The sequence below is a fragment of the Mycobacterium sp. 050128 genome (genome assembly GCF_036409155.1).
In the GTDB taxonomy this organism is placed as follows: Bacteria; Actinomycetota; Actinomycetes; order Mycobacteriales; family Mycobacteriaceae; genus Mycobacterium.
The window spans coordinates 3,305,735-3,332,702 of record NZ_JAZGLW010000001.1 but is presented as its reverse complement, the minus strand read 5'-3'; the positions used below and the strand labels follow the sequence as shown (position 1 = coordinate 3,332,702).

Below are 26,968 nucleotides of genomic sequence, written 5' to 3'. Positions count from 1 at the left end.
GGACTAGGCGCGCACGATCGCATCCGCACGAGGTAGGACTGACGCATGACAAAACCCCCGGATTGGGAGGAAACGCTCTCCGATCTTGCCCGTCGGCGTCAGCACGCACGGGGCATGGGCGGCCCGGAGCGGCTCGACAAGCACCGAGGCAAGGGCAAGCTCGACGCCCGCGCGCGCATCGAGCGGCTCCTAGACCCGGGCACCTTCCGCGAAATCGGCACGCTGGTCGGCGGCGAGGTCGCGGCCGACGCGCTGATCGTGGGGTCGGGATCGATCAACGGCTCACCGGTGATGCTGGGCGCCGAGGACTTCACCACGATGGCCGGCAGCATCGGACCCGGCGGCAACTCGAAGCGCTACCGCATCGCCGAATTGGCGCTGCGCGACAAGACTCCGCTGGTGATGCTGCTCGAAGGCGCCGGCTTCCGCCCCGGCGGGGGACACTACGGGCGCGCCCCCACCGACCTGCTCGCTCAGGCTCAGTGCTCGGGCAAGGTGCCAACGGTCGCCGCGGTGTTGGGCCCCTCGGCCGGACATGGCGCACTGGTGGCACCGGTGTGCGACTTCCGGATCATGAGCGCCCAGGGAGCGATCTTCACCGCGGGGCCTCCGGTCGTGAAAGAGTCGACGGGAGAAGACATTTCGAAGGAGGACCTCGGCGGACCCGTCACCGCCCTGCCCAGCGGAGTCATCCACAATGTGGCCGACGACGACGAGGCCGTCATTGCCGACATCCGGCGTTACCTGTCGTACTTCCCGCCGAGCGCATGGTCCTACCCCTCCCCGCTGCCCCGCGACGAAGACAGCGAGCCACGGCCGACGCCGGAACTACTCGACATCGTGTCGCGCGACAACCGCCGCGTCTATGACATGCGCGCCGTGCTCGACGTGGTCTTCGACCGGCCGGACTGGTTCGAGGTCCAGCCGCGGTACGGCAAAGCGATCATCTGCGCGCTGGCCCATCTCGGTGGTCATCCGGTCGCGGTCGTTGCGAACCAGCCCAACGTGCTCGCCGGCTCCATCGACGCCGACGCCGCGGACAAGGCGGCACATTTCATCATGGTGGCCGACTCATTCCACCTGCCGCTGATCTTCTTCGCGGACAATCCCGGCATGCTGCCCGGCAGCCGGTCCGAGCGCAGCGGCGTGCTGCGCGCCGGCGCGCGGATGTTCGCCGCCCAGACGGCGGCCAGCACCGTCAAGCTGCATGTGACGCTGCGTAAGGCGTACGGGTTCGGCTCGATGGTCATGTCGCTGTTGGGTTTCGACAGCCAGTCCGCGACGTTCGCCTACCCCGGCGCGACGATGGGCGCCATGAGCGCAGCGGCGCTGGGCCGGGCGACGCATGCCGGCGAGGACGTCACCGCGAAGTTGCGTGACGCCGAGTTGCAGGCGTCGTTTCGCTCGGCCGAAAGCATGGGATTCGACGAACTCATCGATCCCCGCGAGACCCGCGACGCCTTGCTGGCTTCCCTGCTGCGAGGTCTGTCGGCCCGCCAGGCCGCCGCGCAGCCGGTGAGCCGGACCGTCATCATGCCGTGAGTGGCGTGCTCCCCGCCCGGTAGGCGGTGACGACCGGCTCCAGCTCGTCAGGTGTCGCGCCGTGCATGATCAGCGCGTCGGCCCCGTATTCGAACTCCTTGCGGATGCGGTCCGCACACTGCTGAGCTGAACCGGTCGCCGACGGCTGCAGCCACTCGTCGGGAATCAGCGTCGCGATGTGCTCGATCTGCTCCGCCGTGGCCTTGTGGTCGATCCCGCCGGCGATCGAGGTGACGACGGAGTCGGCCCGGAAGCGTTCCAGCACAGCCGGATCCCAGTCGTTGGTCTGCACCATCAAGTCGCCGTACCCCTGCAGGTAAGTGGCCAGCCGGGCGACGGTCTTCTTCAGCCGCAGCTCTTCGGGAAGATGGTCACCGACCGTCGCGAAGCACGACCACACCCGCACGCTGTCGGGGTCGCGGCCCGCCTTCTCCGCCGCGGTCTTGACGGTTTTGACGCAGCGCTGCAACGTCTCCGGCGTGAAGTAGGTGTGCAGGATGACGTCGTCGAATGCGCGGCCGCCGAGCGCGAGGGTGTTGGGCCCGAACGCCACCAGCGCGAGTCGGATGTCCTCGTTGAAGTCCGGATCCAGGAACAGGATCGGATATTTGCCCATCGGGCCTTCGTGGTTGAAGATCAGCTCGCCGTGGAACAGGCGGCGCATCACCTGGGCCCAGTCCTCCATCTGTGCGGTCGTGACCGCCGGGATGCCGAAGGCGCCGTAGATCGCGGCGATGCCGCGGCCGATGCCCAGCGTGAAGCGTCCGCGGGAAAGCCGGTGCATCGTGGTCGCCCACGATCCGGTGATCAGCGGATGCCGGGTGTTGTGATTGGTTGCGGCAGTGGCGATCTGCATCCGGTTGGTCACCGCACAGGCCGCCCCGACCAGTGACGACGCTTCCTTGACGTTCCAGCGCTCGGAGATGAACGCGGTGCCGAGGCCCAGCTCCTCGCCGCGGCGCGCTTCGTCCATCAAAGTCGACGGGCCCTCGCCTCCGGCCCCGGCCAGCAGGTAGTAGCCCAATTCGTCGAGCACGCGGTCAGTCAATTCCAAACTCCTTGGTGGTAGCCGCAATTCCAGACTTCGGTGATCCGGCCGGCAACGACGCGGAACACCTCGATGCTGGCGATGTGGGTTTCGTTGCCGTCGTTGGTGGTGATGGTCGAGTCGTAGACGATCGCGACGTGCTCGCCGTCCTCATTCGCGATGACGACGTTGAGGTCAAAGTGCAATGACTGGACTTGCGCCCACATATCCGTGACCCGGGCAACGGCCTCGGCATGAGTGAGTGTTCGTGCCGCACCGACCTCGTGCCGGATAACGTTGTCTCCCAACAACTCCTCAGCCAGTTCGACATCGCATTCGTTCCAGACCACCAGGTTGTAGAGTTCGACGACCTCGCGCGCCGTACGAACCGCCATCATCGCTGGGACACCGGTTCTGGCCCGTTTTGCGAGACCACCTCGCGCAGGAATCGCTCGGAGACCTTTTGCACGCGACGGGAGAAGATGTGACCCACGTGGCTGCCGTCGTACCAGTACAGCTGACCGCCCCAGCGTTCCTGCAGCGCGTCGGTGGGCTCACGCATCGCCATGCGATCGTGCCACGCCCCGACGATCAGCCGGCGCTGCGGCGGCGGCGCCGGGTCGACCGCCAGCGGATCGATCACCGATGTCAGCTGCGCGACCACCGGGGATCCCAGCAGGTCCCGGAATCCGTCGCGCGCCGATCCCCAGCGCGTGAGGTGCCGGGCGATCATCGCGTTGAGCCCCAGAATCGGGGTGTACAGCGCCACCGCATTGATTTGGCGCTCCAGGTGCGAAACCAGCGCGGCCACCGGGGTACCCATCGAAATACCGGACACCACAACGGTACTGGCCTGCGGCTGGACCCAGCGCACCACGGCGCGTACCTCCGACACCGAGCGCATCATGCCCGCGACATTGCCGAGTGGATCCATGTCCGGGTAGGCCGGCCATTCGCGGCGCCGGCACCCGTGGCCGGGTTGGACCGGCATCGCGACGTTGAACCCCAACGTGTGGTGGATGTGGCCGATGCGAGACAGCAACAAATCCTCGGCGCCGCCCTGACCGGCTCCGTGCACCCAGATCAGCCACGGCCGCGGCCGGTCGCGGTGGCGGCACAGGTGCACCACCGCGCGCGCCGCACCACTTAGGCCCTCGGCAGCCAGCGTCTCCGGGAGCTGCGGGTCATGCTCGAACGTCATCCGTTCGTAGGCCAATCCCCCGATGCGGTGCCGTCGTATCGACTTCACCTGCAAGGGTTTTGGTGCGGCATGGGCGCCGTCGATGCCCAGCGTCGATAACTCCTCGGCCGCCGGCGCGCACGCGCTGAGCGGCCGGACATCTTTGGTCAGGTTGCCGCCCAGCAAGGTGAAGCCACTCAAGACAAGTTCGTCCAACATGACCTCGCCGAACTGGCGCACTCCTCGCCGCGAAGCCGGGACCCAGCCCGTTGATTCGTTGAGGCCGGCCACGGTGCGCGGCAGCACCAAGCTCAGTTCGCGGCCGATGTCGAAGGAACGCTTCGCCAGCGAAAATCCAGCCATGCCGCTCACCTTAAACCAGCCCCGAATCAGTCACGCCAACTTGAAACCGGCATATCCGGCGGCGGCGATTTCGTCGCAGCGGCGCCGATATTCCGGGATCCCACCGGTATAACCCATGTACATCCGCTTCTTGCCGGGCACGTTGCCGCCGTTGTACCAGGAATTGCAGGACGGGTGAACCAACACCGTGGGCGCGACCAACGCGGTGGCGTGGTCCATCCATTCCTGTTGCGCGGTACTGAGCGCCTCGATCGTGCGTATTGCGTTGTCGCGCAGATGCGTGATGCAATCACCGATCCACTCCACATGTTGCTCCAGCGCCGCGACGAAGTTCGTGGCGGCGCTCGGGCTGCCCGGGCCCTGGATGGTGAACAGGTTCGGGAAGCCGGCGACCGCCAGCCCGAGGTAGGACAGCGGTCCCTCGGTGGCCCAGAATTCGCCGAGCGACATCGCGTCGCGGCCGCGGATGTCGATGCGGGACAGGGCCCCGGTCATCGCGTCGAATCCGGTGGCGTAGACGATCACGTCCAGCTCGTACTCATCGGTTTCGGTGCGGATGCCGTTCGCGGTCACCTCGCGAATGGGCGACTTGCGCAGATCTACGAGCGTGACGTTGTCCCGGTTGTAGGTCTCGTAGTAACCCTGGTCGATGATCGGCCGCTTACACGCGAACGGATGCACCGGCACCAACGACGCCGCCGTCTGCGGGTCCTTGACGATTCGGGCCACCGCTTCGCCGTAGAGCTGGGCGGCCATCCGGTTGGCTTCGATGTCGAAGAAGATGTCGCTCCAGTTGAGCGCACCCATCACGCCGTTCTCCTCGATGGCGCGCAGCTGCTCCTCGCGCGACGCCGACTTGATCGCCGGACTGCTCAGCATTTCCAGCAGGACGGAAAAGGCGCTCAGCCGCGCCGCCCCGATCGGGTGGGCCCGCTGGGCCTCGCGGATCTCGTCGTAGCGGCCCTTCATCTCGTCGAGCTCGCCAGGCTCGAACTGGTGCACGCGCCAGGGCAACGTGTATGCGGGTGAACGCTGAAACACGCAGAGCTGCAAGGCTTGTTGAGCCACCACGGGGATCAGCTGAACTCCGGTCGAGCCGGTGCCGATCACGCCGACCCGTTTTCCGGTGAGGTCGAAGCCGTCCTTGGGCCAGCGGCTGGTGAACAGCGAGGTTCCGGCGAATGTCCCCATTCCCGGGATATCGGGCTCCAGCGGCACCGAGAGGATGCCGGAGGCGGCGACGACGAACGGTGCGACCAAGGTCTCACCGGATTCGGTGCGCACCAGCCACACCGCCGCGTCTTCGTCGAACTCCATCGCGACGACCTTGGTGTGGAACGCAATATCGCGACGCAGGTCCAACCGGTCGGCGACGAAATTCAGGTAAGCCTCGATCTCCGGCTGGGCCGGCATCGACTCGGTCCAGACCCATTCCTGCTGAATCTCGTCGGAGAAGCTGTAGGAGTACTCGATGCTTTCGATGTCGCATCGCGCTCCGGGGTAGCGGTTGAACAGCCAGGTGCCTCCAACGTTTTCAGCCATCTCCAGCACTCGGGTGCGGACGCCGAGCTGCCGCAACCGATGCAGCATGTACAGGCCGGAGAACCCGGCGCCGATCACCAGCACATCGACGGATGCATCCAACTCAGGCATCGTCACCTCCGTGACCTGCCAGGAGCCGGCGTTTGCCGTCCAGAAAACGGCAGCACCGCACCTTGGATTTCCGGAGCCCTGCCAGCTCATCAGCCACCGAGACAACCACCTGCGTCATCACGCTCCCTGCCCCGCCCTGGACGAACTTCTGAGGACCTGCTGAAATCTATACTGTAACGGGCTTAGTATCTAGCAGAACGTGGGAGGAGCCGCCGTGAAAGTCCCGTTCACCTGGAAGGTCACCGGGTGGTTCATGGTCGGATGGTCCCCGGAGTTCCCCGTTGGCGAGGTTCGGCCGCTGCAGTACTTCGGCGAAGATCTCGTCGGCTATCGAGACGAGTCGGGCGAGCTGCACGTGCTGGAGGGACATTGCAAACACCTCGGCGCCCACATCGGTCACGGCGGCAAGGTGGTCGGCGACTGCGTCGAGTGCCCCTTCCACGGCTGGCGCTGGGGCCCGGACGGCACCAACCGCTACATCCCCTATCAGCCGGACCGCCCCAACAAGGCGCTGCGGCTCAAGTCGTATCCCGTCCAGGAGCAATACGACTGCGTATTCGTCTGGCATCACCCCGACGGCAAGGAGCCGCAGTGGGAAATGCCGGACATCTTCCGGAAGTTCCCGCAGTTCGAGACCGATCCGGCCGGTTACTACCGGGCGTATCCGGAGTTCTCCCGGCGTGCCGAGCGCGAACCGGTGCATCCGCAGATCGTCGCGGAGAATGCCCCCGACAGCGCCCATTTCGAGTACGTCCACCACGCGACGGTGACACCGCGGGTGTTGGACTGGAAGATCGTCGACCACGAATGGCAATTCATCGCGGGCTGGCCGGATGCGCGCAGTGACAATCCCGACGATCTCGCATTGCGGTTCCACAGCCACCTGTTCGGTCTCGGCGGGGCGATCAGCGTCTTCGAGGGCGCGCAGAATCACCGCCTGATCTTCACCTGCACGCCCGTCGACGACGAATGCTCGGACCTGTTCTATTCGATCTGGTGGCCGCGCATCCCCGGTGATGACTCCGAGGTGCCCGAGGGCAAACTGCGCGACCTGATCGAAAAGCAGTTCCTGTCCACCGTCTTCGACGACCTGCAAATCTGGCGTTACCAGAAGTACGTCGAAAATCCGGCACTGTCCAAGGTCGACGCGAAAGGCTATATGGCACTGCGAAAATGGGCGACACAGTTCTACGACGTCCCGGCATGAAGCCACACCTCGCCGACCTCGTTGCTCCCGCACACACCGCGATCGTCGCCCAGGAATGCCAGGGCGCGGTCATGGGCCCCGACGCGGGGCTGGCGATGCTCGCCGAGGAAGCGAGCCGGGAGGCACTACCCAACATCGTGCGGCTGCTGCCGGCGGCGCGGGCGGCCGGCGTGCACGTGGTGCACTGCCTGGTGCAGCGGCGGCCCGACGGGCTCGGGTCCAACCACAACGCCAAGATCTTCGCAATGAGCGGCGGCAACCAGGTGGACATCACTCCCGGTACGCCAGGCGCCGAAGTGTTGCCCGAATTAGGGCCCGATCCAACGGATTTGGTGCTGCGCCGCTGGCACGGGGTGGGACCGATGGGCGGCACCGACCTGGACGCGGTGCTGCGCAACCTCGGCGTGTCCACGATCGTCGTGGTCGGCGTTTCGCTGAACATCGCCATACCCAACGTCGTGATGGATGCCGTCAACGCCGCCTACCGCGTTGTCGTCCCCCGCGACGCCGTCGCCGGCATCCCCACCGAGTACGGTGCTGCGATGATCGCCAACACGCTGTCGCTGCTGGCAACGATCACCACGACCGACGACCTGCTCCAGGTATGGCAGCAGCAGACGCAAGGATCCCCATGACCGACACGGCACCCACCACCCGCGGCGGGTTTCCCGACGTCAAGCCCGTCGAGGATGCGCCGTCCGAGCTCGGCCCGTTCGTCGCGGCGCTGCGGCGGCTGCAAGACCTGACCGTGTCCACCAACCCGGAACCAGCGCTGTGGGCCGCCGCCGCCACACACCTGCAGAACGCCTGTGCCTTGCTGGACGGTCACCAGGTTCCGGAGACCGAGGCGGTGGCCGGCCGGGTGCTGAGTCTGCCCGGGTTGGCCCACCCCTTGATGCCGCCCTGGCTGGTGACGGAATCCGGGCCCGACGGGGTGACGATGGAAGGACACTTCACCCAATCCCACGTGGGTGGCAACAATGCCGTGCACGGTGGCATGATCCCGCTGTTCTACGACTGGATGTTCGGCATGGTGGTCTCCACCGCGGGCATTCACCCGACCCGCACCGCCTACCTGCACGTCGACTACCGCAAGATCACCCCGATCGATGAACCGTTGATCGCCAAAGGACGAATCGGCAATACCGAAGGCAGGAAAGTCTTTATCTCCTCGACGATGACGTCGGCCGACGGGTCGCTGCTCAGCGAAGCCAACGGCCTGATGGTCCGCCTGCTACCCCACCAGCCGTGAGAGGCGCTTGAAGCCAAAGATGTCAGACACCGCAACACAATTCACAGTCCCCGCCGTCGCCCGGGCGGTCGCGGGCGCGATCGGCGACCGCGAGCTGCTGATCCAGGGCGATCGGCGGTTCAGCTACGCGCAGACCATCGAGCGGTCCAACCGTCTCGCGGCGTATCTGCACGCCCGGGGCCTTGGCTGCCACACCGAGCGCTCCGGGCTGGCCGGCCACGAGGTGGGCCAGGACCTGCTCGGACTGTACGCCTACAACGGAAACGAATTCGTCGAGTCGTTGCTCGGCGCCTTCGGAGCCCGCGTGGCACCGTTCAACGTCAACTTCCGCTACGTCAAAAGCGAGCTGCAGTATCTGCTCGCGGATTCGGGCGCGACAGCGCTGGTCTACCACGCCGCGTTCGCGCCACGGGTGGCCGAAGTCCTGCCCGAGCTCCCGAGGCTACGCGTGCTGATCCAGATCGCCGACAACTCGGGCAACGACTTGGTGCACGGCGCAGTCGATTACGACAGCATCGTCAGATCCAGCCCGTCGACGCCGCCGCCGGTGCAGCACTCCCCAGACGACCTGTACGTCCTCTACACCGGCGGCACCACGGGGATGCCCAAGGGTGTGTTGTGGCGCCAGCACGACATCTTCATGACGTCTTTCGGCGGCCGCAATCTGATGACCGGCGAACCCGCCGGCTCGGTCGACGAAATCGTGGAACGAGCCGCCGCGGCCCCGGGAACCAAATTGATGATCTTGCCGCCGCTGATCCACGGCGCGGCGCAGTGGAGCGTGATGACCGCCCTGACCACCGGGCAGTCCGTCGTCTTCCCTTCGGTCGTAGACCATTTGGACGCCGACGACGTGGTCCGCACGATCGAGCGCGAACGGGTCTCGGTGGTGACGGTGGTCGGAGACGCGATGGCCAGGCCGTTGCTCGCCGCCCTGGAGAAGGGCCTGGAAAACGGGACAGCGGACGTGTCGTCGCTCGGCGTGATCGCCAACGGCGGTGCCGTGCTGACGCCGTATGTCAAGGAGCGCTTGATCCAAGCGCTGCCGAATGTCGTTGTGGTGGATGGTGTCGGATCCTCGGAGACCGGTGCGCAGATGCATCACATGTCGGCGTCCGGCGCGGTGTCCACCGGCACCTTCAACGCCGGACCCGATGCGTTCGTGGCGGCCGAGGATCTGTCGTCGATACTGCCGCCGGGACACGACGGAATCGGTTGGCTGGCCCAACGCGGTTACATTCCACTCGGTTACAAGGGCGATGCGGCCAAGACCGCCGCGACCTTCCCGGTGATCGGTGGTGTGCGGTATGCGATTCCGGGTGATCGGGCCCGCCACCGCGAGGACGCCAGCATCGAGTTGCTGGGCCGCGATTCGGTGACGATCAACTCCGGCGGCGAGAAGATCTTCGTCGAGGAGGTCGAAACCGCGATCGCGTCGCATCCCGCGGTGGCCGACGTGGTGGTCGCGGGACGGCCCAGCGAACGGTGGGGTCAAGAGGTCGTCGCCGTCGTCGCGCTGGCCGAAGGGGCGCACGCCGATGCCGAGGATCTGGTGATGCACGCCGCGCAATCGCTGGCTCGTTACAAGCTTCCCAAGGCGGTCCTCTTTCGCCCCGCCATCGAGCGCAGTCCATCGGGCAAGGCCGATTACCGCTGGGCGCGCGAGCAGGCGGCACAGGCATGAAGTATCAGGATCGTGTCGCCGTCGTCTCCGGTGCCGGGTCGGGGATCGGGCGCGCCTTGACCTATGCCCTCACTCAAGACGGGGCGCACGTGGCGGCATCCGACATCGACAAGGCGAATCTGGCGCAAACACAGGCTATGTGCCGGTCCGGCCACGTCACCACGTATCAGGTCGACGTCGCCGACCGCGACGCGGTGTGCGGCCACGCCGAAGACGTCCGCCGCGATCTCGGGCCGGCGTCGATGCTGTTCAACAACGCCGGGGTCGACCTGTTCGCCAGCGTGGCAGACATGTCCTGGAAGGACTTCGACTGGCTCCTCGGCATCAACATCGGTGGCGTGGTCAGCGGGACCAAAGCCTTTCTGCCGCAGCTGATCGAATCCGGAACTACCCAGCGGCCGGCGCGACTGGTCAACCTGTCCAGCGCGTTCGGCCTGATCGCGGTGCCCTACCAAGGTGCCTACAGCACTTCGAAATTCGCGGTCCGGGGATTCACCGAGGCACTGCGCCAGGAGATGATCATCGGGCGCCACCCAGTGACCGTGCATTGCGTGCACCCGGGCGTCGTTCGCACCAACTTTGGGACCAACATGCGCACCGCAGAGACCGAGGATCCCGACCAGGCAGCGAAGTACTTTGGCCGGATGGCACTGACGTCGCCGGAGAAGGCCGCCCGGACCATCCTGCGCGGAGCCGAGAAGAATCGCGCCCGAATCCTGATCGGACCCGACGGGCGGGTGATGGCGGCCCTGCCGCGGCTGCTGGGTGTCCGATACGCCGACCTGATGGCGTACGCCGCGAGGCTGAATCCCAACGCGCGCTAGGGGCGCGGGCTGCCCTTGAGGCGGCGACGGGTCCGGGCCCGGGTCATGCGCATCATGGCGTCGGCATACATGCGCATCGACTTCCCGAAGGGCGGCGCGGCACTGCCGGTGACGCTGAACGGCAGATCGCTTCCCACCACCGACCGGTGGTGGCTGAATGCGTCGAAGCCGGCCTTTCCGTGATAGGCGCCCATCCCGCTGCGGCCCACGCCGCCGAACGGCGCGGCCGACGGAATCATCTGCGCGGCAAAGTCATTACGAGCAACACCGCCGCTGCGGGTGTTGCGGACGAAGTTTCGGAAATCGTCGTCGTCGGGCCCATACCAGTAGGCCACCAGCGGCGCGGGTCGCGCATTGATGTACTCGATGGCCTCGCCCAGACGCGAATATCCCTTGACCACAAGGACCGGGCCGAAGATCTCTTCGCTGGCGATCTTCATGGTGTCGTCGATGTCGCGCACAATGGTGGGCGCGATCTTGCGGGAGCTGCGGTCGGGCAATGGTTCCCCTTCCGGCGCAATGGTTTCCACGGTGGCGCCGTTGGCGCGCGCGTCTTCGATCAGGCCGACGACCCGGTCGAAGTTGGCCTCATCGACACTCGAGCAGTAGTCGCTGTTGGCGACGATGTCGGGGAACATGCCGCGCAGCGTGTCGGACGCGACGCCGACGAACGCGTCGATCTGTTCGTCAGGGACGAAGACGTAGTCGGGGCACACACACACCTGTCCCCCGTTGACCATGCGGCCCTGCGCGATCCGGGCGGCGGACCGACGGATGTTGGCGCCGGGTGCGACGACGACCGGGTTTTTGCCGCCGAGCTCGAGGGTTACCGGGACCAGATTCTGCGCGGCCGCCCGCTGCACCAAGGCGCCGACCGAGGGCGAACCGGTGAAGAACAGGTGATCGAACGGCAGTGTCGAGAACGTCGCCGCGACGTCGGGACCTCCGGTGACGATGGCGAGTTCGTCGGAGTCGAAGTAGTTCGGCGCGGTCGCCTTCATCAATTCGGCGGTGTGAGAGGTGACCTCCGACATCTTGATCATCACTCGGTTGCCGGCGGCGAACGCGGTCGCGGCAGGCAGGATCACGAGATTGAGCGGGAAGTTCCACGGACCGATGATGCCGATCACGCCTAGCGGTGACGGCTGCACCTCGGCGCGCAGCCCGAACAGTGCTGCCGCGCGCATCAGCTTGGTCGCCCGCATCCATTGCCCAACATGGGATCTCGTGTGCTCAATCACCGAGATCATCCCGATGACCTCGGTGAACAACGTCGCCGCCTTGGACCGGGTGCCGAAATCGGTGGCCATCGCGTCGACAAACGCGTCGGTGTTGTCGAGGACGAGTGCCATCAGGCGGTCGATCCGGTTGCGTCGCAGCGCCGGCGACGGCGGTCCGTCGTCGATGAATGCTCGGCGCTGCCTGGCCAGGATCGCGCCCAAATCCGCCCGCTGCTGATCGACTGTGCTGTCAGCGCGTTCACCGAGTGTGCTCATGACGCTGCCGTTCCTTAGCCCATATTGTCTACTGTAATAATTACAGTACGATCTTACGTAACGACTGCCCGGTCGTGCTGAGACGGAAGAAGATGCTGGAGAGTCAGGTGACGACAAACGTTCACACCGCCGGCACCGGCGAGGAAACCGTCGATCTGCGTGACCCCTATCCGTACTTCGCGCACAAGCGCCGTCAGTCCGGTGTTTTCCGCGGGACGGTCATGGATTACAGCAGGACACCCGAGTCCATGTTGCCCAAGAACGAGTACTCCGCGGTCTCGTTCAACGCGGTCAACACCGTGTTTCGGGACGGGCGGGTGTTCAGCTCCAAGCCCTACGACAAGACGATCGGCCTGTTCATGGGCCCGACCATCCTGGCGATGGAGGGCAAGAAGCATCGCGAACACCGCAACCTGGTGTCGGCTGCGTTCAAGTCCCGGGCGCTGGCGCAGTGGGAACCGACGATCGTGCGGCCGATCTGCAACGCGTTGATCGACGAATTCATCGAAACCGGCAACGCCGACCTCATCCGGAACTACACGTTCGAGTTCCCCACCCGCGTCATCGCCCGGCTGCTGGGCCTACCGGACGAAGACCTGCCGATGTTCCGTAAGCGCGCCGTGCAATTGATCAGCTACCACGTCAACTACGAGAAGGCCTTCGAGGCGTCGGCGGCACTGAAGGATTACTTCGTCGAGCAGATCGAGCTGCGCAAGTCCAAGCCCGCCTCCAGACCCACCCAGGACATCATCGGCGATCTGGTCGAGGCCGAGATCGACGGCGAAAAGCTCAGCGACGAGGCCATCTATTCGTTCCTGCGGCTGCTGCTGCCCGCCGGGCTGGAAACCACCTACCGGTCCTCGGGAAACCTGCTGTATCTGCTGCTCACCCATCCCCAACAGTTCGCCGCGGTACAAGCCGATCACGCGCTGATCGGCCAGGCGATCGAGGAAGGCCTGCGCTACGAAACGCCGCTGACCACCGTGCAACGGTTCACCACCGAGGACACCGAACTGGAAGGCGTGCCGCTTCCGGCGCGCTCGGTGATCGGCGTGTGCATCGGTTCGGCCAATCGCGACGAAACGCGCTGGGAACGAGCCGAAGAATTCGACATCTTTCGCAAGGCCGTCCCACACATCTCGTTTGCCGCCGGCGAGCACACCTGCCTGGGTCTGCACCTGGCGCGGCTGGAGACGCGCGTCGCGGTCGAATGTCTACTGAGCCGTTTGACCAACTTCACGGTGCTCACCGACGACGACCCGCATATCCATGGCCAGCCCTTCCGATCGCCGACCGCGCTTCCGGTGACGTTCGACGCCAAGTAGCGTCCGCGGTTAACAGACGTACGGCCTGACGACGGAGTGGTGAGAGAAATGGTCAAGGTAATGCAGGGCATTCGTGTCCTCGAGGTTGCGCAGTTCACCTTCGTCCCGGCGGCGGGAGCGATCCTCGCCGACTGGGGCGCAGACGTGATCAAGGTCGAGCACCCGCTACGGGGCGACACGCAACGTGGCTTCCTCAACATGGGCGGCATTCAGGTCAACCCCGAACGGCATCCGCTGATGGAGCATCCCAACCGGGGCAAGCGCAGCGTCGGGATCGACGTGTCCACTCCCGGTGGCCAGCAAGTGATCTACGAGCTGGCCAAGACCTCCGATGTGTTTCTGACCAACTACAAGCCTTCTCAGCGACAACAGCACAAGTTCGACCTCGAGCACATTCGCGCGGTCAACCCGAACATCATCTACGCCCGGGGTTCGGCCTACGGCGATAAGGGTGCCGAGCGCAACGTCGGTGGTTACGACGGAACGGCGTTCTGGACGCGCAGCGGTATCGGCTACGCGCTGACTCCGGAGGAGCTGGGAGGCGCACTCGGACAAGGCATCCCCGCGTTCGGCGATTCCATCGGCGGCATGTTCATCGCCGGCGGCATCTCGGCTGCGCTACTGCATCGCGAACGCACCGGCGAGGCGGTCGAGCTGGACGTGTCGCTGTTGAGCACGGCGTGGTGGGCCGCCGGCGCCAGCATGACGCAGGGCATGGAGACCGGAGAGGTCATGCGCACACCCATGCCGGGTTCGGCCACCGCGATGTCGGTGAATCCGTTCATGGGCAACTACGAAACATCCGACGGCGGCACGATCAACCTGTGCATCATCAGTCCGACGGGCCATATCCGGGACACCTTCGAGCACCTGGGCATCCCCGAGGCCGCCGACGATGAGCGCTTCTCCGAGGTTCTCCCGTTGATTCAGAACGCCAACGCGGCCGCCGAGTTGATCGCGAAAGCTTTCGCCGCCAAGCCCTTTGAGTACTGGCGTCAGCACCTGAAGACGATGAAGGGACAGTGGGCGCCGTTCCAGAGCCTGCTCGACCTGGCCAACGACGAGCAGGCCATCGCGAACGACATGATCTCCGAGGTCGAAGTCGCAGCCGGCGGAGCGCCGTTCAAGGTCGTCCGCGGGCCCGTCCAGTTCAACCACGAGCCGCTGGAAACCACCCGGGCGCCGCAGGCCTCCGAGCACACCGAGATCGTTTTGATGGAGATCGGGATGGATTGGGACCGTATCGAGGAACTCAAGAATGCCGGAGCCATTGCATGAATCGCGCCGTCGACGATGCAGTGGGGGCACTCCCCCACAAGTGGGAGGTACCCCCACCCGTTTGCGGGGGACAAAGCGATGAGGAGGAGTGGCGCAATGAATGACGTCGCCATCATCGGAGTGGGTCTGCACCCGTTCGGCCGATTCGAGGGCAAGTCGGCGATGCAGATGGGCGTTGACGCCATCCTGGCCGCGGTCGCCGACGCCGGTATCGCCTGGCAGGATGTCCAATTCGCCACCGGCGGCAGCTGGACCGTCGCCAATCCGGATGCGATCGTCGGCATGGTCGGGCTCACCGGCATCCCGTTCACCAACGTGTTCAACGCGTGCGCGACAGCGGCCAGCGCGGTCAAGGCGTGCGCCGACGGAATCCGGTTGGGCGACTACGACATCGGCATCGCGATCGGCTTGGACAAGCACCCGCGCGGGGCCTTCACCGAAGACCCGGCACTGGTGGGCATGCCGAGCTGGTATGCGGAGAACGGGCAATATCTGACCACCCAGTTCTTCGGCATGAAGGCCAACCGCTACCTGCACGACCACAACATCTCCCAGGAGACGCTGGCCAAGGTTGCGGCCAAGAACTTCCGCATTGGGTCCTTGAACCCCAACGCGTTTCGCCGTAAGCCGATCTCCGAAGAGGACATCCTCAACTCGACGATGCTCAACTATCCCCTGACCCAATACATGTTCTGCGCACCGGACGAAGGCGCCGCCGCGGCGGTGATGTGTCGGGCCGACATCGCGCACCGCTACACCTCCAAGCCGGTCTACCTGAAGGCCGTGGAGATCCGCACCCGGCGCTACGGCGCTTACGAGGTCAACACCACGTGCGCACCAGTCGAAGAAGACGTCGCGCCAACGGTTTACGCGGCCCGTACCGCGTTCGAGAAGGCCGGCGTGGCGCCAGGCGATGTCGACGTGATCCAGTTGCAGGACACCGATGCCGGCGCCGAGATCATCCACATGGCCGAGTGCGGGTTCTGCGAGCACGGCGACCAGGAAAAGCTGCTGGCCGAAGGCGCCACCGAGATCAGTGGCCCGATGCCGGTCAACACCGACGGCGGGCTGATCGCCAACGGCGAGCCGATCGGCGCCTCCGGGCTGCGGCAGGTCCACGAAATCGTCCGCCAACTCCGCGGCGAAGCGGGCGACCGCCAGGTGCCCGGGAGTCCGAAGGTGGGGTTCACCCAGTTGTACGGCGCTCCCGGCACCGCCGCGGCGACCATCCTCACGACCTGACGGGACCATTCGATGGCTCAGTTCACCGGGGCGCCGATTTTCGACGCCGACCAACACATGTACGAAACTCCGGAATCGTTGACGAAGTATCTTCCGGAGCGCTACGCGCGGGCCGTCCAGTTCGCCCAGATCGGGCGTCAGACCCGAATCATCATCAACAACAAGGTCACTGACTTCATCCCGAACCCGACATTCGAACGTGTCGCCGCGCCGGGCGCGCACGAAAAGTTCTTCGCCGGACAGAACTCCGAGGGCCTCACGCTGCGCGAGATGCAGGGCCCGGCGATCGCGGCGCCCGCCGCGACCCGCAATCCCGACGACCGGATCGCCGAACTCGACCGCCAGGGCGTCGTCGAGGCTCTCAACTACCCCACGCTGGCCAGCCTGGTCGAGCACTCGTCGGCCGACGACCCCGAGTTGACGCTCGCGATCATCCACGCACTGAACCAGTGGATGCTCGAACACTGGACGTACAACTACCAGAACCGGGTGTTCTCCACGCCGATCATCAATCTGTCCGAAGTCGACGCAGCCCAGCGCGAACTGGAGTACCTGCTGGACAACGGTGTTCGTGCCGCGTTGATCAAACCGGGGCCGGTGAACGGGATTCATGGCTGGCGCTCACCGGCGCTGCCCGAGTTCGATCCCTTCTGGCGTGACGTCGAGGCCGCCGGGCTGCCGATCGTGCTGCACGCCAGCTATCCACCGCTGGACGACTACGTCGCCAAATGGGAACCGCCACACACCCAGAACTTCATGGCGCAGAGTGCATTTCGCTGGATGACGTTGGGCCACCGCGAGATCGCCGACATGATCACCAGCCTGATTTGTCACGGCACGTTGACCCGATTCCCCAAGCTGCGCATCGCCAGCGTCGAGAACGGCAGCTCGTGGATCTTCCCGCTGTTCGGTGACTTCGAAGACCTGCACCGCAAGATGCCACAGAATTTCTCCGAGCATCCGCACGAGGTGTTCCGACGCAACATCTGGGTCAGCCCGTTCTGGGAGGGCTGTGTGGCCGATGTCGTCGACACAGTGGGCTGGGACCGGGTGCTGTTCGGATCGGACTACCCGCATCCCGAAGGCCTGGCCGAGCCGAAGGATTTCTGGAAGTACGCCGACGACATGGACCGACGGCGTACCTACGACTTCATGGGCGACAATGCGCGGCGCTTCATGGGCCTACCCATCGCCAACCCCGACCCGAACGCCACCAATCCCCCGGCACTCGCCAACGCCTGAGCCGCTTCAGTTCACACTCTGCGCATCGATGAATTCGCAGAACGCGTCATAGGCACGAGCTCCGTAGATCGTGGCCGGTCCGCCGTGCATGAGAATGCTCACGCCAATGGCCTCTGCGGCTTCCGCTTTGGAGGCTCCGGCACGAACGGCTCCCTGCGCGTGCGAGGCGATGCAGCCGTCACACTCCGCCACCACCCCGATTGCCAGCGCGATGAGTTCCTTTGTCTTGCTGTCCAGAGCAGCGGAAGTCAGCGCCGCCTTGCTCATTTCGCCAAATCCCCGGTACACATCCGGGATCATCTTGCGCAGCTCGCGGTGCTGCGGATTCAGGTCGTTCAACACTGCGTGATAGTGGTTGTGATCGCTCATATTCTTTACAATTCCTATACCCGCGGGGGTATTCCCCTGGACCGCGTTACGGGCGCGGCGGGATCGATGGCCCTGGCGTCTGGGACGGGCCCGGGCCTCCTGGGCTCATCATGCCGCCGGGGCCCATCATGCCGCCGGGGCTCATCATGCCGCCGGGGCCCATCATGCCGCCGGTGCCCATCATTGGGCACCCAGTCATGCCGGGATGCATGCGGCCACCGGGCCAACCATCTCGATCCCAGCCATGCTCATGGCCCGAAGACCAGCCCAACATGAGTCCCGAGAAGAAGATCACCGCGACGACGAACACGACGCCGGCCACGATGACCACCCAGGCGGCGGCTTGACCCAGCCGGCTCGGCCGGTCGCGCGATTCGGCAACAGGGAGCTGCCCGGCCGCGGTGGCGTGCGGGGCCGCCAATTCAGATTCATCCGTCATGGTTCGAATGATGTCCCATCTCTGCCGCTGCCCGGTAGGGACCATCGGCCCCAATGGCGCCCGCCATCGCCGGCTCCGCTGACGTCTGCGAACCAAAAGGACGCTTGACCGCAGCAGCCTCCTCGCCCAATAGGAGGGAGCGAACCAGCCGCCGCGGCCCGAACGGCCGCAGCATCGAGCTGGCGGGGCGTGGGCGCACGCGGATCGGCCACCAGAACCAGCGTCCCAGCAATGCCGCGATCGACGGCGTCATGAGCGAGCGCACGATCAGCGTGTCGAACAGCAGGCCCAGACCAATTGTCGTGCCGGCCTGTCCAATAGAGCTCAGATCGCTGGCAGCCATTGACATCATGGTGAAGGCGAAGACCAGGCCCGCCGAGGTGACCACCCCACCCGTCTCGCCCATCGAGCGAATGATGCCGGTTTTCAGCCCGGCCCCGATCTCCTCTTGAAAGCGCGACACCAGCAGCAGGTTGTAGTCGGAGCCGACGGCGAGCAGGATGATCAACCCGAACACCGGCGCGATCCAGTTCAAATCCAGACCGAAGAGGTGCTGCCACACCAGCACCGAGAGCCCGAACGCGGCGCCCAACGACAGCAGCACCGTACCGACTATCACCATGGATGCCACCAGTGCCCGGGTGATGATCACCATCACCACGAAAATCAGTGTCAGGGCGGCAATCCCGACGATCAGCAGGTCGTACTGAGAGCCCGACTGGATGTCGCGGTAGATAGCCGCCGTCCCGGCGAGGTAGAACTTGGCGTCGGTTAGGGTTGTGCCCTTGACCGCTTGATGCGCGGCGGCCAGTTCCGGCATGACCGCTGAGATGCCCGCCGGCGTTGCCGGGTCCGCGTCGTGGGTGATGATGAAGCGCGCGGCCTTACCGTCCGGCGACAGGAAGAGTTTCAGGCCGCGCTGAAAGTCGGCATTCTGGAACGCTTCCGGCGGCAGGTAGAAGTAGTCGCCACTGCGAGAGGCGTCGAAGGCCTGACCCATCGCGCTGGCGGTATCGGTCATCTGAGCCATTTGCGTGACCAGACCCGAGAAGCTGCTGTGCATGGTCAGCAGGGTCACCTGCATGGATTTCGCGACCGCGATGATCGGGGGAAACTGGGCGAGCATCTGAGGCATGATCGCGTCGACGTTGCCCATGTCCTTGATCAGCGTGCTCATATTCGCACTGAACTTGTCCACACCATCGATCGCCTCGAACACCGATCTCGACGCCCAACACACCGGGATGTTGAAACAGTGTTGTTCCCAATATAAGTAGTTGCGGAACGGTCTTGCGAAGTCGTCGAAATCCGCCAGATGGTCCCGCATCTCGTTCAGCGTGGCCTGCATCTCGCCCATGTCGCCGACCATGTGATGCGTCGCGCTGCTCATCTGCCCGAGCAAACCCTGCATACGCTCCATCGAGCCGATCATCGCGCCGAGGTCGTCGCTCATCGTGAGCATGTCGGCCGTGCGGTCCCTCATGAATTGGAGGTTCTGCTGGATCGGAATCGACTGGGCACTGATCTGGAACGGTATCGACGTGTGCTCAATCGGGCCACCCAACGGCCGGGTAATGCTTTGCACCATCGCGATTCCCGGGGATCGAAAGACATCTTTGGCAATTCTGTCCAAGATGATCATGTCGCCGCTGTTCCGCATGTCATGGTCGCCCTCGATCATCAGGATATCGGGATTCATGGTGGCGGCGCTGAAATGGCGCTCTGCGGCGGCATATCCGACGTTGGATGGCAGCGTACCGGGTATGTAGAACCGGTCGTTATAGCTGACCTTCATGCTCGGCACGATCAGGATGCCAACGATCGCGATGATCAGCGAGGCGGCGAACACGGGCCCCGGCCAGCGGACGGTCGCGGTCCCAATGCGCCGCCAGCCACGCGTCTTGATCATCCGTCTCGGGTCGAGCAAGCCGAATCGAGTCGCGACCGCGACCACGGCCGGGGCCGCGGTGAGCGCGCCCGCGACCACCACGAGCAACCCCAAAGCCGACGGAATCCCCAATGCCTTGAAGTACGACAGCCGCGCCAGGTGGAGGCAGAAGGTGGCGCCGGCGATCGTCAACCCCGAGCCCAAGATGATGTGAAAGGTCCCGCGAAACATCGTGTAGTAGGCGGTCTCTCGATCCTGACCGGCCTGGCGGGCCTCCTGATAGCGACCAATCAGAAATATCGCGTAGTCGGTGCCCGCTGCGATCGCCAACGAGGACAGCATCGCGACGACGAACGTCGAGAAGCCCAACAGCCCGTAGTTGCCGAGTAGCGCGATGAGCCCCCTGGCCGTGCCCATTTCGAAACCGACCATGACGAGGACCAACAGCACTGTGCTGACCGAACGATAGGCAATGAACAGCATGATCATGATGACCGCGCCCGTCACGCCCATCATTTTGAGCATGCTCTTGTCGGCGGCCTCATTCATGTCGGTGGTGAGCGGTGCCGGGCCGGTCACGTAGACCTTGATCCCGCTGGGCGGTGCTGACCTGTCGACGATCTCGCGCACAGCTTTCACGGACTCGTTGCCCTGGGTGCTGCCCTGGTTGCCGGCCAGATTGAGTTGGACGTAAGCGGCTTTGCCGTCCCGGCTCTGCACACCGGCGGCGGTGAGCGGGTCTCCCCACACGTTCTGGACATGCTGCACGTGCTTGGGGTCGGCCAGCAGCTTGTTCACCAAGGCGTCGTAATAGGTGTGTGCCTCTTCTCCGAGAGGCTTGTCGCTTTCCAGGACGACCATCGCGGTACTGTCGGAATCGGATTCGTGAAAGGTTGCGCCGATCCGTTTCGCGGCGATCATCGCCGGCGCATCTTGTGGCGACATCGTCACCGCGTGGTTGCGCGCGACCGATTCGATCGGCGGCACAAGCACATTCAAGGCAACGGTCAGCAGCAGCCAAGCTATGAGGATCGGCACCGCGAACCCGCGGACAAACCGCATGAATTTCGGGCGAGGCTCGGTGTCGACGCTGTCGGTGCTCATGCGGCTTTCACCAGGCAAGAAGTTTGGGCGTGCCGCCCCGCCGTCGAGCTTTCCGCCTTGACCTCGTCGTTGACGGTGATGCGGCAGCCGATGTTGTCGCCGTCACCTTGCGCCACCACGTTGGCGATCAGGGCCGGCACCGTCGTGTCGATCGTGTAGGTCCAGGGCAGTCTGGTGAAGGTCGCTTGTTCCGACTGGGCGTTCTTGTTCAAGTAGCTCACGCTTCCCGCCGTGTCGCTGGGCCCATACACCTCGTAAGTCACCCGCTTGATGTGCGTCGGCACCAGCGGGTCGGCGCTACTTCCGGTTGCTGTGAAGATTGCGTCGGAGCCGAATACGCCCCGCAACCGGGCGACGGCCACACCACCGAGGGCAACCGCCACCACGACCACGATCGGCACCCACGCTCGCTTCAAAAAGGTCACCATCGGTGTACGTCGACCTCCTTGCTTATCGGCGGGCGCAGTTTGGGCGGCGCTCGATACCCTACCGGGTATAGTATAGGACAGAAGTGAGCAAGACGCCGTCGTGGATCAGCGGATGGACTTTGCGCAGTTCAGCGGGCTACAGACAGCCCATTAACACGCAACCATCAAGTCGCCACGCTAAGAGGTTCGATCGACTGGGTCAGGCCAGCGCGAGGAAGAGCTTCTCCAACTCGTCTTCCGTCAGCGGCTTCTTGCCCTTCGCCCCTTTTCCGGTTGAGCATTCGCGCATACCGGTGGCGACGATTTTGAATCCGGCGCGGTCAAGCGCGCGAGAGACCGCGGCGAGTTGCGTCACCACGTCCTTACAATCACGGCCCTGCTCGATCATTGAAATAACACCGGCCAGCTGTCCCTGTGCACGGCGCAACCGATTCAACACGGCAGCGATGCTGTCTTCGTCTCCAACCATCACGGTCCCCTCGCTTGTTATATGCCAATATAAGCCATCATCCCCCGGGGGGTATTTCGCAGCGCCAGACCGGGCGGCGCGCACTCTGCCTCGCTCGCCGAGTGTGACGCCGCAGCGGCGATCCGCCGCCACTCAACGCCGCCAGTTCACACTCGACGCGGGTTGGTGTGTGGCGCGGGGTTAGGAAACCTTCTTGACCGGCGGTGAATAGTTGGGCTTGCCCAGCCCGAGCGTGTACTGGCCGATCATGTTGCGGAACACCTCGAGGGTGCCACCGTAGATCCCGACCAGAGGCGCGAACCGGTAGACGTATTCGGCGCTGCCGTCATCGGCGGCCCCGTCGGTGCCGAACGGCAGGGTCGACGCCGCGCCGTGGATGTCCATCAGATCCGGGGAGATGTCGCGCATCGTCTGCGCAATCGCCACGCGCCCGTAGATGTTAGGGGATGACAATGCCGCCTCCAAGCGGGCGACGCTGCGGCCCAGCCGGTACGCGACCGAATGGTCGTCAACGAGCTTAAGCCCATTGGGATCCGGCCGCGTCACGGCCTTCACGGCGTTGTCGACCGCCAGGGCCATCGAACCGGCCTGGTGCATCATGATCGAAGTGTCCTGCAAGCCGTCGGGTGAGGCCGCGACCGCGCCGTGCTCGGTGTTGAGCGGCTCGCGCAGCACCGTCCAGCCCGCGTTCACCTCGCCCAGCCGGTACTTGTCGTCGACGCGGACATCGCTGTAGTAGACGATGTTGGTCCGGTCCCCGTCTACCGTGCGGATGCCCTGGATCTCGATGCCCGGGGAGTCCAATGGCACCAGGAACATGGTCAGGCTCTTGTGTTTTGGCGCATTTGGGGCCGTGTTGGTGATCAGGAAGACGTACTGGCAGTTGTGGGCGCCGGTGGTGAACATCTTCGAACCGTTGACCACCCAGTTGTCGCCGTCGCGCACGGCGCGGGTTTTGCAGGTCGCGATGTCGGAGCCGCCCTCGGGCTCGGTGTAACCGAGGCAGAGCCTGACCTCGCCGCTGAAGACACGCGGCATGACCTCGTCCTGCAGCTCGGCCGAACCGAACCTCGCGACCGAGCGGGCGACCATGGCGGTGGTCCCCCAAGTCACCCAAGGAACTTGAGCGCGGCGCTTCTCCAGCTCGTAGATGCGCCGGCGCACGCGGCTGAACCCGCCCTCGGATTCCGGCTTCCATTCGCGCGCCAGATACCCCGCGGCGCCGAGTGCCAGGTGCACGCCCTCGTCGAAGTTGTCACCGGTTTCGCGGTCGCGCCGCAGAACTTCTTCGGTCACATGGGTTTTCAGGAAGCTGCGCAATTCCTCGCGAAACGCTTTGTCTTCGTCGGATAGCTCCACCCGGGAGAAGTCCATGTTTTGCTCCTGCCCTAGACCGCTGCCGCGGCGCTCTCGCGGTCGGTCACGATCTCGGCAACCCGCTTCGCGGTGGCACCCGGGTCTCCGGCCGCCAACGGCCATCCCCGGGCACGCACCAGGTAGGCCGTCGCCGCGGCTTCGGACGAAACACCAAGTCCACCTTGGATATGGACGGCCATGGTCGCCGCCTTGGCGGCCTCCTCCGCCATGAACACGAATGCCGACGGCGCCAGCTCCGCCCGTTCGCCCGGTTCGTTGTCCAGGAACCAGGCGGCCCGCCGGGCCAGGTTGCGCCCGCCCGCAACGGTGATGGCCATGTTGGCCAGCGGATGCGAAATGGCCTGCAGCGTCGAGATCGGGACACCCAACGTGTAACGGGTCTTGGCGAATTCGGCCGCGATAGTCATCGTCTCCTCGACCAGGCCCACCAGGGCAGCCGCGGTCAACAGTCGCCATTCGTCCAATGCGAGTTCGTAGTTCGCCAGCGCTTCGGGTCCCTGCGCCACAACCGTGCGGGTGTCGGCGTTCGCCGGGTCCACCCAGGCCATCGGCAGCCGGCCGAGGTTGTCGACCTTGGCGGGCCGGGTCCCGAACGTCAGGCGCACGACCTGCTCGCCATCGCGGACGATGATGTGGTCGGCGATCGATCCGGTCGGGATCAGACGAAGGCCCGGTGCGCTGTCGATCCGCGCGTCGATGCCCGCGAGCTGCTCACCGTCGGTGATGCCGGCGGTATCTTCGTCCAGCGCGTCGAGCCGGCCCAGTAGCCGCGCCGCGCACACGTGATCGACCCATGGAACCGGCGCCATGCAGCGCCCGATCTCCTCGGCCACCAGCGTGAGGTCGACGAGCGTCGCCCCGTCGCCGCCGCACGATTCGGGCAGTGCCATCGTCGTCGCGCCCATCGCGCACAAGCGCTCCCACAGGTTCTTGTCGAATCCGGAAGGCTCTGCGGTGCGGACCGTTTCGATGGAGCAGTGGGTCTTGAAGAACTGCTTGTAGGCATTCTGCAGATCGACATGGTGATCGGACAGGCTGTAGTCCAGTCTGCGTAGCTCGAAGCGGTCCATCTCTGTGCTCCTGTCGTATCTCAGGCTCGGTCGCCGAAGAAAAACTCCTGTGCGTTGTTGTACAGGTAGTTGTCCAGTACCTCGGCGGGCAGGTCCAGCGAGCGGGCTTCGGGGATCACCCGGTGCATCCGCAGGACCGGCCAGTCGGATGCGTAGATCACCTTGTTCGGGCCGCGGGTGCGCATGTAGTGCAACAGGCTTTCCGGCAGCCGCTTGGGCGACCATGCCGAGGTCATCAGGCGCAGGTTTTCGTACTTGAGCATCAGCCTGATCGCGACATCCCACCATGGATCGGCGCCGTGGATCATGCACAGCTTGAGCTCGGGAAACCGCACGCACACCCGGTCGAGGTGAATGGGGTTCTGCACCTCGCCGGGAATCGGCGGCCCCGGAATACCGGTGTTGACGCATAGCGGCAGGTTGAGTTCCGCGCACTTGGCGTACAGCGGGTAGTAGACGGCGTCGCTGGGCGGGTACTGGCCGTCGGCCCAAAAGCTCGGTCCCACTACGGCATACGCGACCGGCAGGTCGCGCACGATATCGGTCAATTCGCGTAACGGCCCCACCGGGCGCAACAGGTTGACGCCGCCCATGGCCAGCGCAAAGCGGTCCGGCTTGGCTTCGACGAATTTGCGCGCGGTGGTCGACGGGCTGGCGAGGTTATCCATCAGGACGGCCTTCTGTACGCCGTGCGCGTCCATCTCGTCGAGTAGCTCGGCCAAGTCGACCGGCGCGAACATCGACTGCGGGCCCTTGAAGTAGTCGTCGCGGACCTTGAGCATCCAGGTGGGCTGAGAGTCGACCTCTCCGAAATGTACATTGACCAGGCAGTCGATCGCTTTGTCGTTCACGGTGACCCTTCTGCCTCGGCGCCGGCCAATGCTGTGGCCGGAAGCTGTTGTGCGGCAGCTTGTTTAGCCCACCGGTAGTTTGGCTTGCCATTGCCGAGGCGCTGAACCTGCTCGACGAACAGAATGGCCTTGGGCGCTTTGAAGTGCGCCAGCTGCGACTTGCACAACGCGGCCAGCTCGGCATCTTCGACGGTGGCGGCGCCCGGCGCCAGCGCGACCAGCGCGACGACTTCCTGGCCCCAGCGATCGCTGGGGCGCCCCACCACCAGCGCGTCGGCGACGCGGGGATGGGTACGCAGCACCTCTTCGACCTCTTCGACGAAAACCTTTTCACCGCCGGTGTTCACCACCAGCGAATCGCGCCCGTACAGGCGCAGGGTGCCGTCGGATTCGATACTGGCCCGGTCGCCGGGGATCACCACCCGCGTGCCTTCGATCACCGGGAAGGTGCGCTCGGTGGCTTCGGCGTCGTCGAAGTAGCCCAACGGAATCCGGCCGCTTCGTGCCACCCAGCCGATCTCGGGATCGCCGGGTGCCAAGAACCTGCTGCGATCCTCCGACACCACCGCTCCGCCCTCGCGGAGGTGAAAGGTCTCGCTCTGCGTGCCGCGCTGACTGTGCCCGAAACCCATGTTGCCGGATTCCGACGACCCGTAACCATCGATGATGGTGACCTGCGGCAGCTTTTCCATCAGCGCACGCTTGAACTTGGGATTCGTTGCGGCCCCGCCGGTGCCGATTCCATTCAGTGTCGACAGGTCGTAGGAACCTCGTTGCAACTCGGCGACCAGCGGGCCGGCATACGCGTCGCCCACCATGGTCATCATGCCGACCCCTTCGCGCTCGGCGGTCTGCCAAACCGCTCGCGCGTCGAGTTTGCCCCGGCCGTCGTAGAGCACGGCGGTGAACCCGCCCATGATCGCCGCGAAGGCGGTCCACATACCGGCGGCATGCATCAGGGGAGAAACCGCGAACCACGGCTGACCGCCGCCGCGTACCTTTGCGTGGATCTCGTCGACGCTGGCGTGGTCGGCCCCGACCATCGACGCCACGTACATGTCGCTCTGCCGCCACAGGACGCCCTTGGGACGGCCGGTCGTTCCGCCGGTGCAGATCATGATCAAGTCGTCGGGTGATCCCGGCGTCGGATCGCCCGAACCACCTTGCGCCAGCGCATCATCCAGCGATACCGCGCCGGGCAGTTCGGCGGCGTCGCTGCCGTCGTCGATGGAGATCAGCAGCTCGGCACCGGGCGACGGCAGCACCTCGGCGCACCGCGCGCCGAGGGATCGGTGATAGATGATGCCGCGCGGCCGAACGTAGGAGAGTAGATCGGCGATCTCCCGGGGCGAATAGCTGTAGTTCACGTTGACCGGGACCACGCGGGCTTTCAGGCACGCGATCACCGCGTCCGGGTACAGGTCGTTGTACATCAGCAGCGCGACCCGGTCTTGACCGCATTCCCAGCGGTTCAGCGTGTCCCGCTCACGGTGCGCCCCGAAACCGTTAGAGCTCAGGAAGTTTGCCAATCGACTGGTTCGTTCTGCCGACTCCGCAAAGGTGCTGCGGCGCGATCCGCACACCGTCATCACCCGGTTGGGGATGACGGCGGCTATGGCATCGAGAACCGCCCCGACGGTCCATTCACTCACTGCCCG

General features: G+C 65.0%; 24 protein-coding genes. 10 read left to right on the top strand and 14 right to left on the bottom strand.

The genetic code is table 11. The annotated features are described in order from the left end of the window. The first annotated feature begins 45 nt into the window (after window positions 1–45). Entirely contained in the window at window positions 46–1,542 is a 1,497-nt protein-coding gene (locus tag SKC41_RS16085; RefSeq protein ID WP_330978480.1) for an acyl-CoA carboxylase subunit beta, read from the top strand. Here SKC41_RS16085 and SKC41_RS16080 read toward each other — a convergent pair. Genes SKC41_RS16080 through SKC41_RS16065 form a run of 4 tightly spaced genes read right to left on the bottom strand, consistent with a single transcriptional unit; the run spans window position 1,532 to window position 5,765 of the window. Further along, window positions 1,532–2,590, bottom strand: coding sequence for a TIGR03857 family LLM class F420-dependent oxidoreductase (locus SKC41_RS16080; protein WP_330978479.1), 1,059 nt, complete (start codon window positions 2,588–2,590; stop codon window positions 1,532–1,534). The two genes, SKC41_RS16085 and SKC41_RS16080, sit on opposite strands and share 11 nt — an antisense overlap. Continuing rightward, window positions 2,587–2,967, bottom strand: a complete 381-nt coding sequence (locus SKC41_RS16075; RefSeq protein WP_330978478.1) for a nuclear transport factor 2 family protein — start codon at window positions 2,965–2,967, stop codon at window positions 2,587–2,589. The genes SKC41_RS16080 and SKC41_RS16075 overlap by 4 nt, the downstream gene beginning before the upstream one ends. Then, window positions 2,964–4,112 (bottom strand): alpha/beta hydrolase, encoded by a 1,149-nt coding sequence (locus SKC41_RS16070; protein ID WP_330978477.1) that lies wholly within the window; start codon window positions 4,110–4,112, stop codon window positions 2,964–2,966. Before SKC41_RS16070 ends, SKC41_RS16075 begins: the two co-directional genes overlap by 4 nt. Before the next feature lie 30 nt (window positions 4,113–4,142). Continuing rightward, window positions 4,143–5,765: a flavin-containing monooxygenase gene (locus tag SKC41_RS16065; RefSeq protein ID WP_330978476.1), complete on the bottom strand. Its 1,623-nt coding sequence runs from the start codon at window positions 5,763–5,765 to the stop codon at window positions 4,143–4,145. A 214-nt stretch (window positions 5,766–5,979) separates the two neighbouring features. Here SKC41_RS16065 and SKC41_RS16060 point away from each other — a divergent pair, with 214 nt between their 5' ends. From SKC41_RS16060 to SKC41_RS16040, 5 genes are read left to right on the top strand one after another with little or no spacing between them, the layout of a single operon-like run. Further along, window positions 5,980–6,972, top strand: coding sequence for a Rieske 2Fe-2S domain-containing protein (locus SKC41_RS16060; RefSeq protein ID WP_330978475.1), 993 nt, complete (start codon window positions 5,980–5,982; stop codon window positions 6,970–6,972). Further along, window positions 6,969–7,607: a cysteine hydrolase gene (locus tag SKC41_RS16055; RefSeq protein ID WP_330978474.1), complete on the top strand. Its 639-nt coding sequence runs from the start codon at window positions 6,969–6,971 to the stop codon at window positions 7,605–7,607. Before SKC41_RS16060 ends, SKC41_RS16055 begins: the two co-directional genes overlap by 4 nt. Beyond that, window positions 7,604–8,224, top strand: coding sequence for a PaaI family thioesterase (locus SKC41_RS16050; protein WP_330978473.1), 621 nt, complete (start codon window positions 7,604–7,606; stop codon window positions 8,222–8,224). Before SKC41_RS16055 ends, SKC41_RS16050 begins: the two co-directional genes overlap by 4 nt. A 19-nt stretch (window positions 8,225–8,243) precedes the next feature. Further along, the gene (locus tag SKC41_RS16045) at window positions 8,244–9,908 is read left to right on the top strand and encodes an acyl-CoA synthetase (RefSeq protein WP_330978472.1); all 1,665 of its coding nucleotides are present in this window, start codon (window positions 8,244–8,246) and stop codon (window positions 9,906–9,908) included. Next, the gene (locus SKC41_RS16040) at window positions 9,905–10,732 is read left to right on the top strand and encodes an SDR family NAD(P)-dependent oxidoreductase (protein ID WP_330978471.1); all 828 of its coding nucleotides are present in this window, start codon (window positions 9,905–9,907) and stop codon (window positions 10,730–10,732) included. Before SKC41_RS16045 ends, SKC41_RS16040 begins: the two co-directional genes overlap by 4 nt. On the opposite strand, the gene SKC41_RS16035 is transcribed toward SKC41_RS16040, so the two are convergent. Next, window positions 10,729–12,228: a coniferyl aldehyde dehydrogenase gene (locus tag SKC41_RS16035; RefSeq protein ID WP_330978470.1), complete on the bottom strand. Its 1,500-nt coding sequence runs from the start codon at window positions 12,226–12,228 to the stop codon at window positions 10,729–10,731. The two genes, SKC41_RS16040 and SKC41_RS16035, sit on opposite strands and share 4 nt — an antisense overlap. A 107-nt stretch (window positions 12,229–12,335) precedes the next feature. On the opposite strand from SKC41_RS16035, the gene SKC41_RS16030 reads away from it, so the two are divergent. The 4 genes from SKC41_RS16030 to SKC41_RS16015 all read left to right on the top strand — a co-directional run bounded on the left by SKC41_RS16030 (window position 12,336) and on the right by SKC41_RS16015 (window position 17,315). Further along, the gene (locus tag SKC41_RS16030; RefSeq protein ID WP_330978469.1) at window positions 12,336–13,553 is read left to right on the top strand and encodes a cytochrome P450; all 1,218 of its coding nucleotides are present in this window, start codon (window positions 12,336–12,338) and stop codon (window positions 13,551–13,553) included. A 60-nt stretch (window positions 13,554–13,613) separates the two neighbouring features. Beyond that, on the top strand, window positions 13,614–14,831 hold the full coding sequence (locus SKC41_RS16025; protein ID WP_330978921.1) for a CaiB/BaiF CoA transferase family protein: 1,218 nt from the start codon (window positions 13,614–13,616) through the stop codon (window positions 14,829–14,831). A gap of 96 nt (window positions 14,832–14,927) precedes the next feature. Next, window positions 14,928–16,073: a thiolase family protein gene (locus SKC41_RS16020; RefSeq protein WP_330978468.1), complete on the top strand. Its 1,146-nt coding sequence runs from the start codon at window positions 14,928–14,930 to the stop codon at window positions 16,071–16,073. A 12-nt stretch (window positions 16,074–16,085) separates the two neighbouring features. Further along, window positions 16,086–17,315, top strand: a complete 1,230-nt coding sequence (locus SKC41_RS16015; protein ID WP_330978467.1) for an amidohydrolase family protein — start codon at window positions 16,086–16,088, stop codon at window positions 17,313–17,315. 6 nt (window positions 17,316–17,321) lie between these two features. Here the strand turns inward: SKC41_RS16015 and SKC41_RS16010 are convergent, their stop codons facing one another. The 9 genes from SKC41_RS16010 to SKC41_RS15970 form a co-directional block, all read right to left on the bottom strand. Then, window positions 17,322–17,684, bottom strand: a complete 363-nt coding sequence (locus SKC41_RS16010) for a carboxymuconolactone decarboxylase family protein (RefSeq protein ID WP_330978466.1) — start codon at window positions 17,682–17,684, stop codon at window positions 17,322–17,324. Window positions 17,685–17,730: 46 nt separating this feature from the next. Continuing rightward, on the bottom strand, window positions 17,731–18,123 hold the full coding sequence (locus SKC41_RS16005; RefSeq protein ID WP_330978465.1) for a hypothetical protein: 393 nt from the start codon (window positions 18,121–18,123) through the stop codon (window positions 17,731–17,733). Then, the gene (locus tag SKC41_RS16000; RefSeq protein WP_330978920.1) at window positions 18,113–21,073 is read right to left on the bottom strand and encodes an MMPL/RND family transporter; all 2,961 of its coding nucleotides are present in this window, start codon (window positions 21,071–21,073) and stop codon (window positions 18,113–18,115) included. Before SKC41_RS16000 ends, SKC41_RS16005 begins: the two co-directional genes overlap by 11 nt. A 38-nt stretch (window positions 21,074–21,111) precedes the next feature. Further along, entirely contained in the window at window positions 21,112–21,543 is a 432-nt protein-coding gene (locus SKC41_RS15995; RefSeq protein WP_330978464.1) for an MmpS family transport accessory protein, read from the bottom strand. A gap of 199 nt (window positions 21,544–21,742) precedes the next feature. Next, entirely contained in the window at window positions 21,743–22,012 is a 270-nt protein-coding gene (locus tag SKC41_RS15990; RefSeq protein WP_330978463.1) for a metal-sensitive transcriptional regulator, read from the bottom strand. 180 nt (window positions 22,013–22,192) lie between these two features. After that, on the bottom strand, window positions 22,193–23,386 hold the full coding sequence (locus tag SKC41_RS15985) for an acyl-CoA dehydrogenase family protein (protein WP_330978462.1): 1,194 nt from the start codon (window positions 23,384–23,386) through the stop codon (window positions 22,193–22,195). A 14-nt stretch (window positions 23,387–23,400) separates the two neighbouring features. Beyond that, window positions 23,401–24,459 (bottom strand): acyl-CoA dehydrogenase family protein, encoded by a 1,059-nt coding sequence (locus tag SKC41_RS15980; RefSeq protein WP_330978461.1) that lies wholly within the window; start codon window positions 24,457–24,459, stop codon window positions 23,401–23,403. 20 nt (window positions 24,460–24,479) lie between these two features. Next, window positions 24,480–25,310 carry an amidohydrolase family protein gene (locus tag SKC41_RS15975; protein WP_330978460.1) on the bottom strand — a complete coding sequence of 277 codons (831 nt, stop codon included), beginning with the start codon at window positions 25,308–25,310 and terminating at the stop codon, window positions 24,480–24,482. Beyond that, on the bottom strand, window positions 25,307–26,962 hold the full coding sequence (locus SKC41_RS15970; protein WP_330978459.1) for an acyl-CoA synthetase: 1,656 nt from the start codon (window positions 26,960–26,962) through the stop codon (window positions 25,307–25,309). The genes SKC41_RS15975 and SKC41_RS15970 overlap by 4 nt, the downstream gene beginning before the upstream one ends. Window positions 26,963–26,968: the final 6 nt, after the last annotated feature.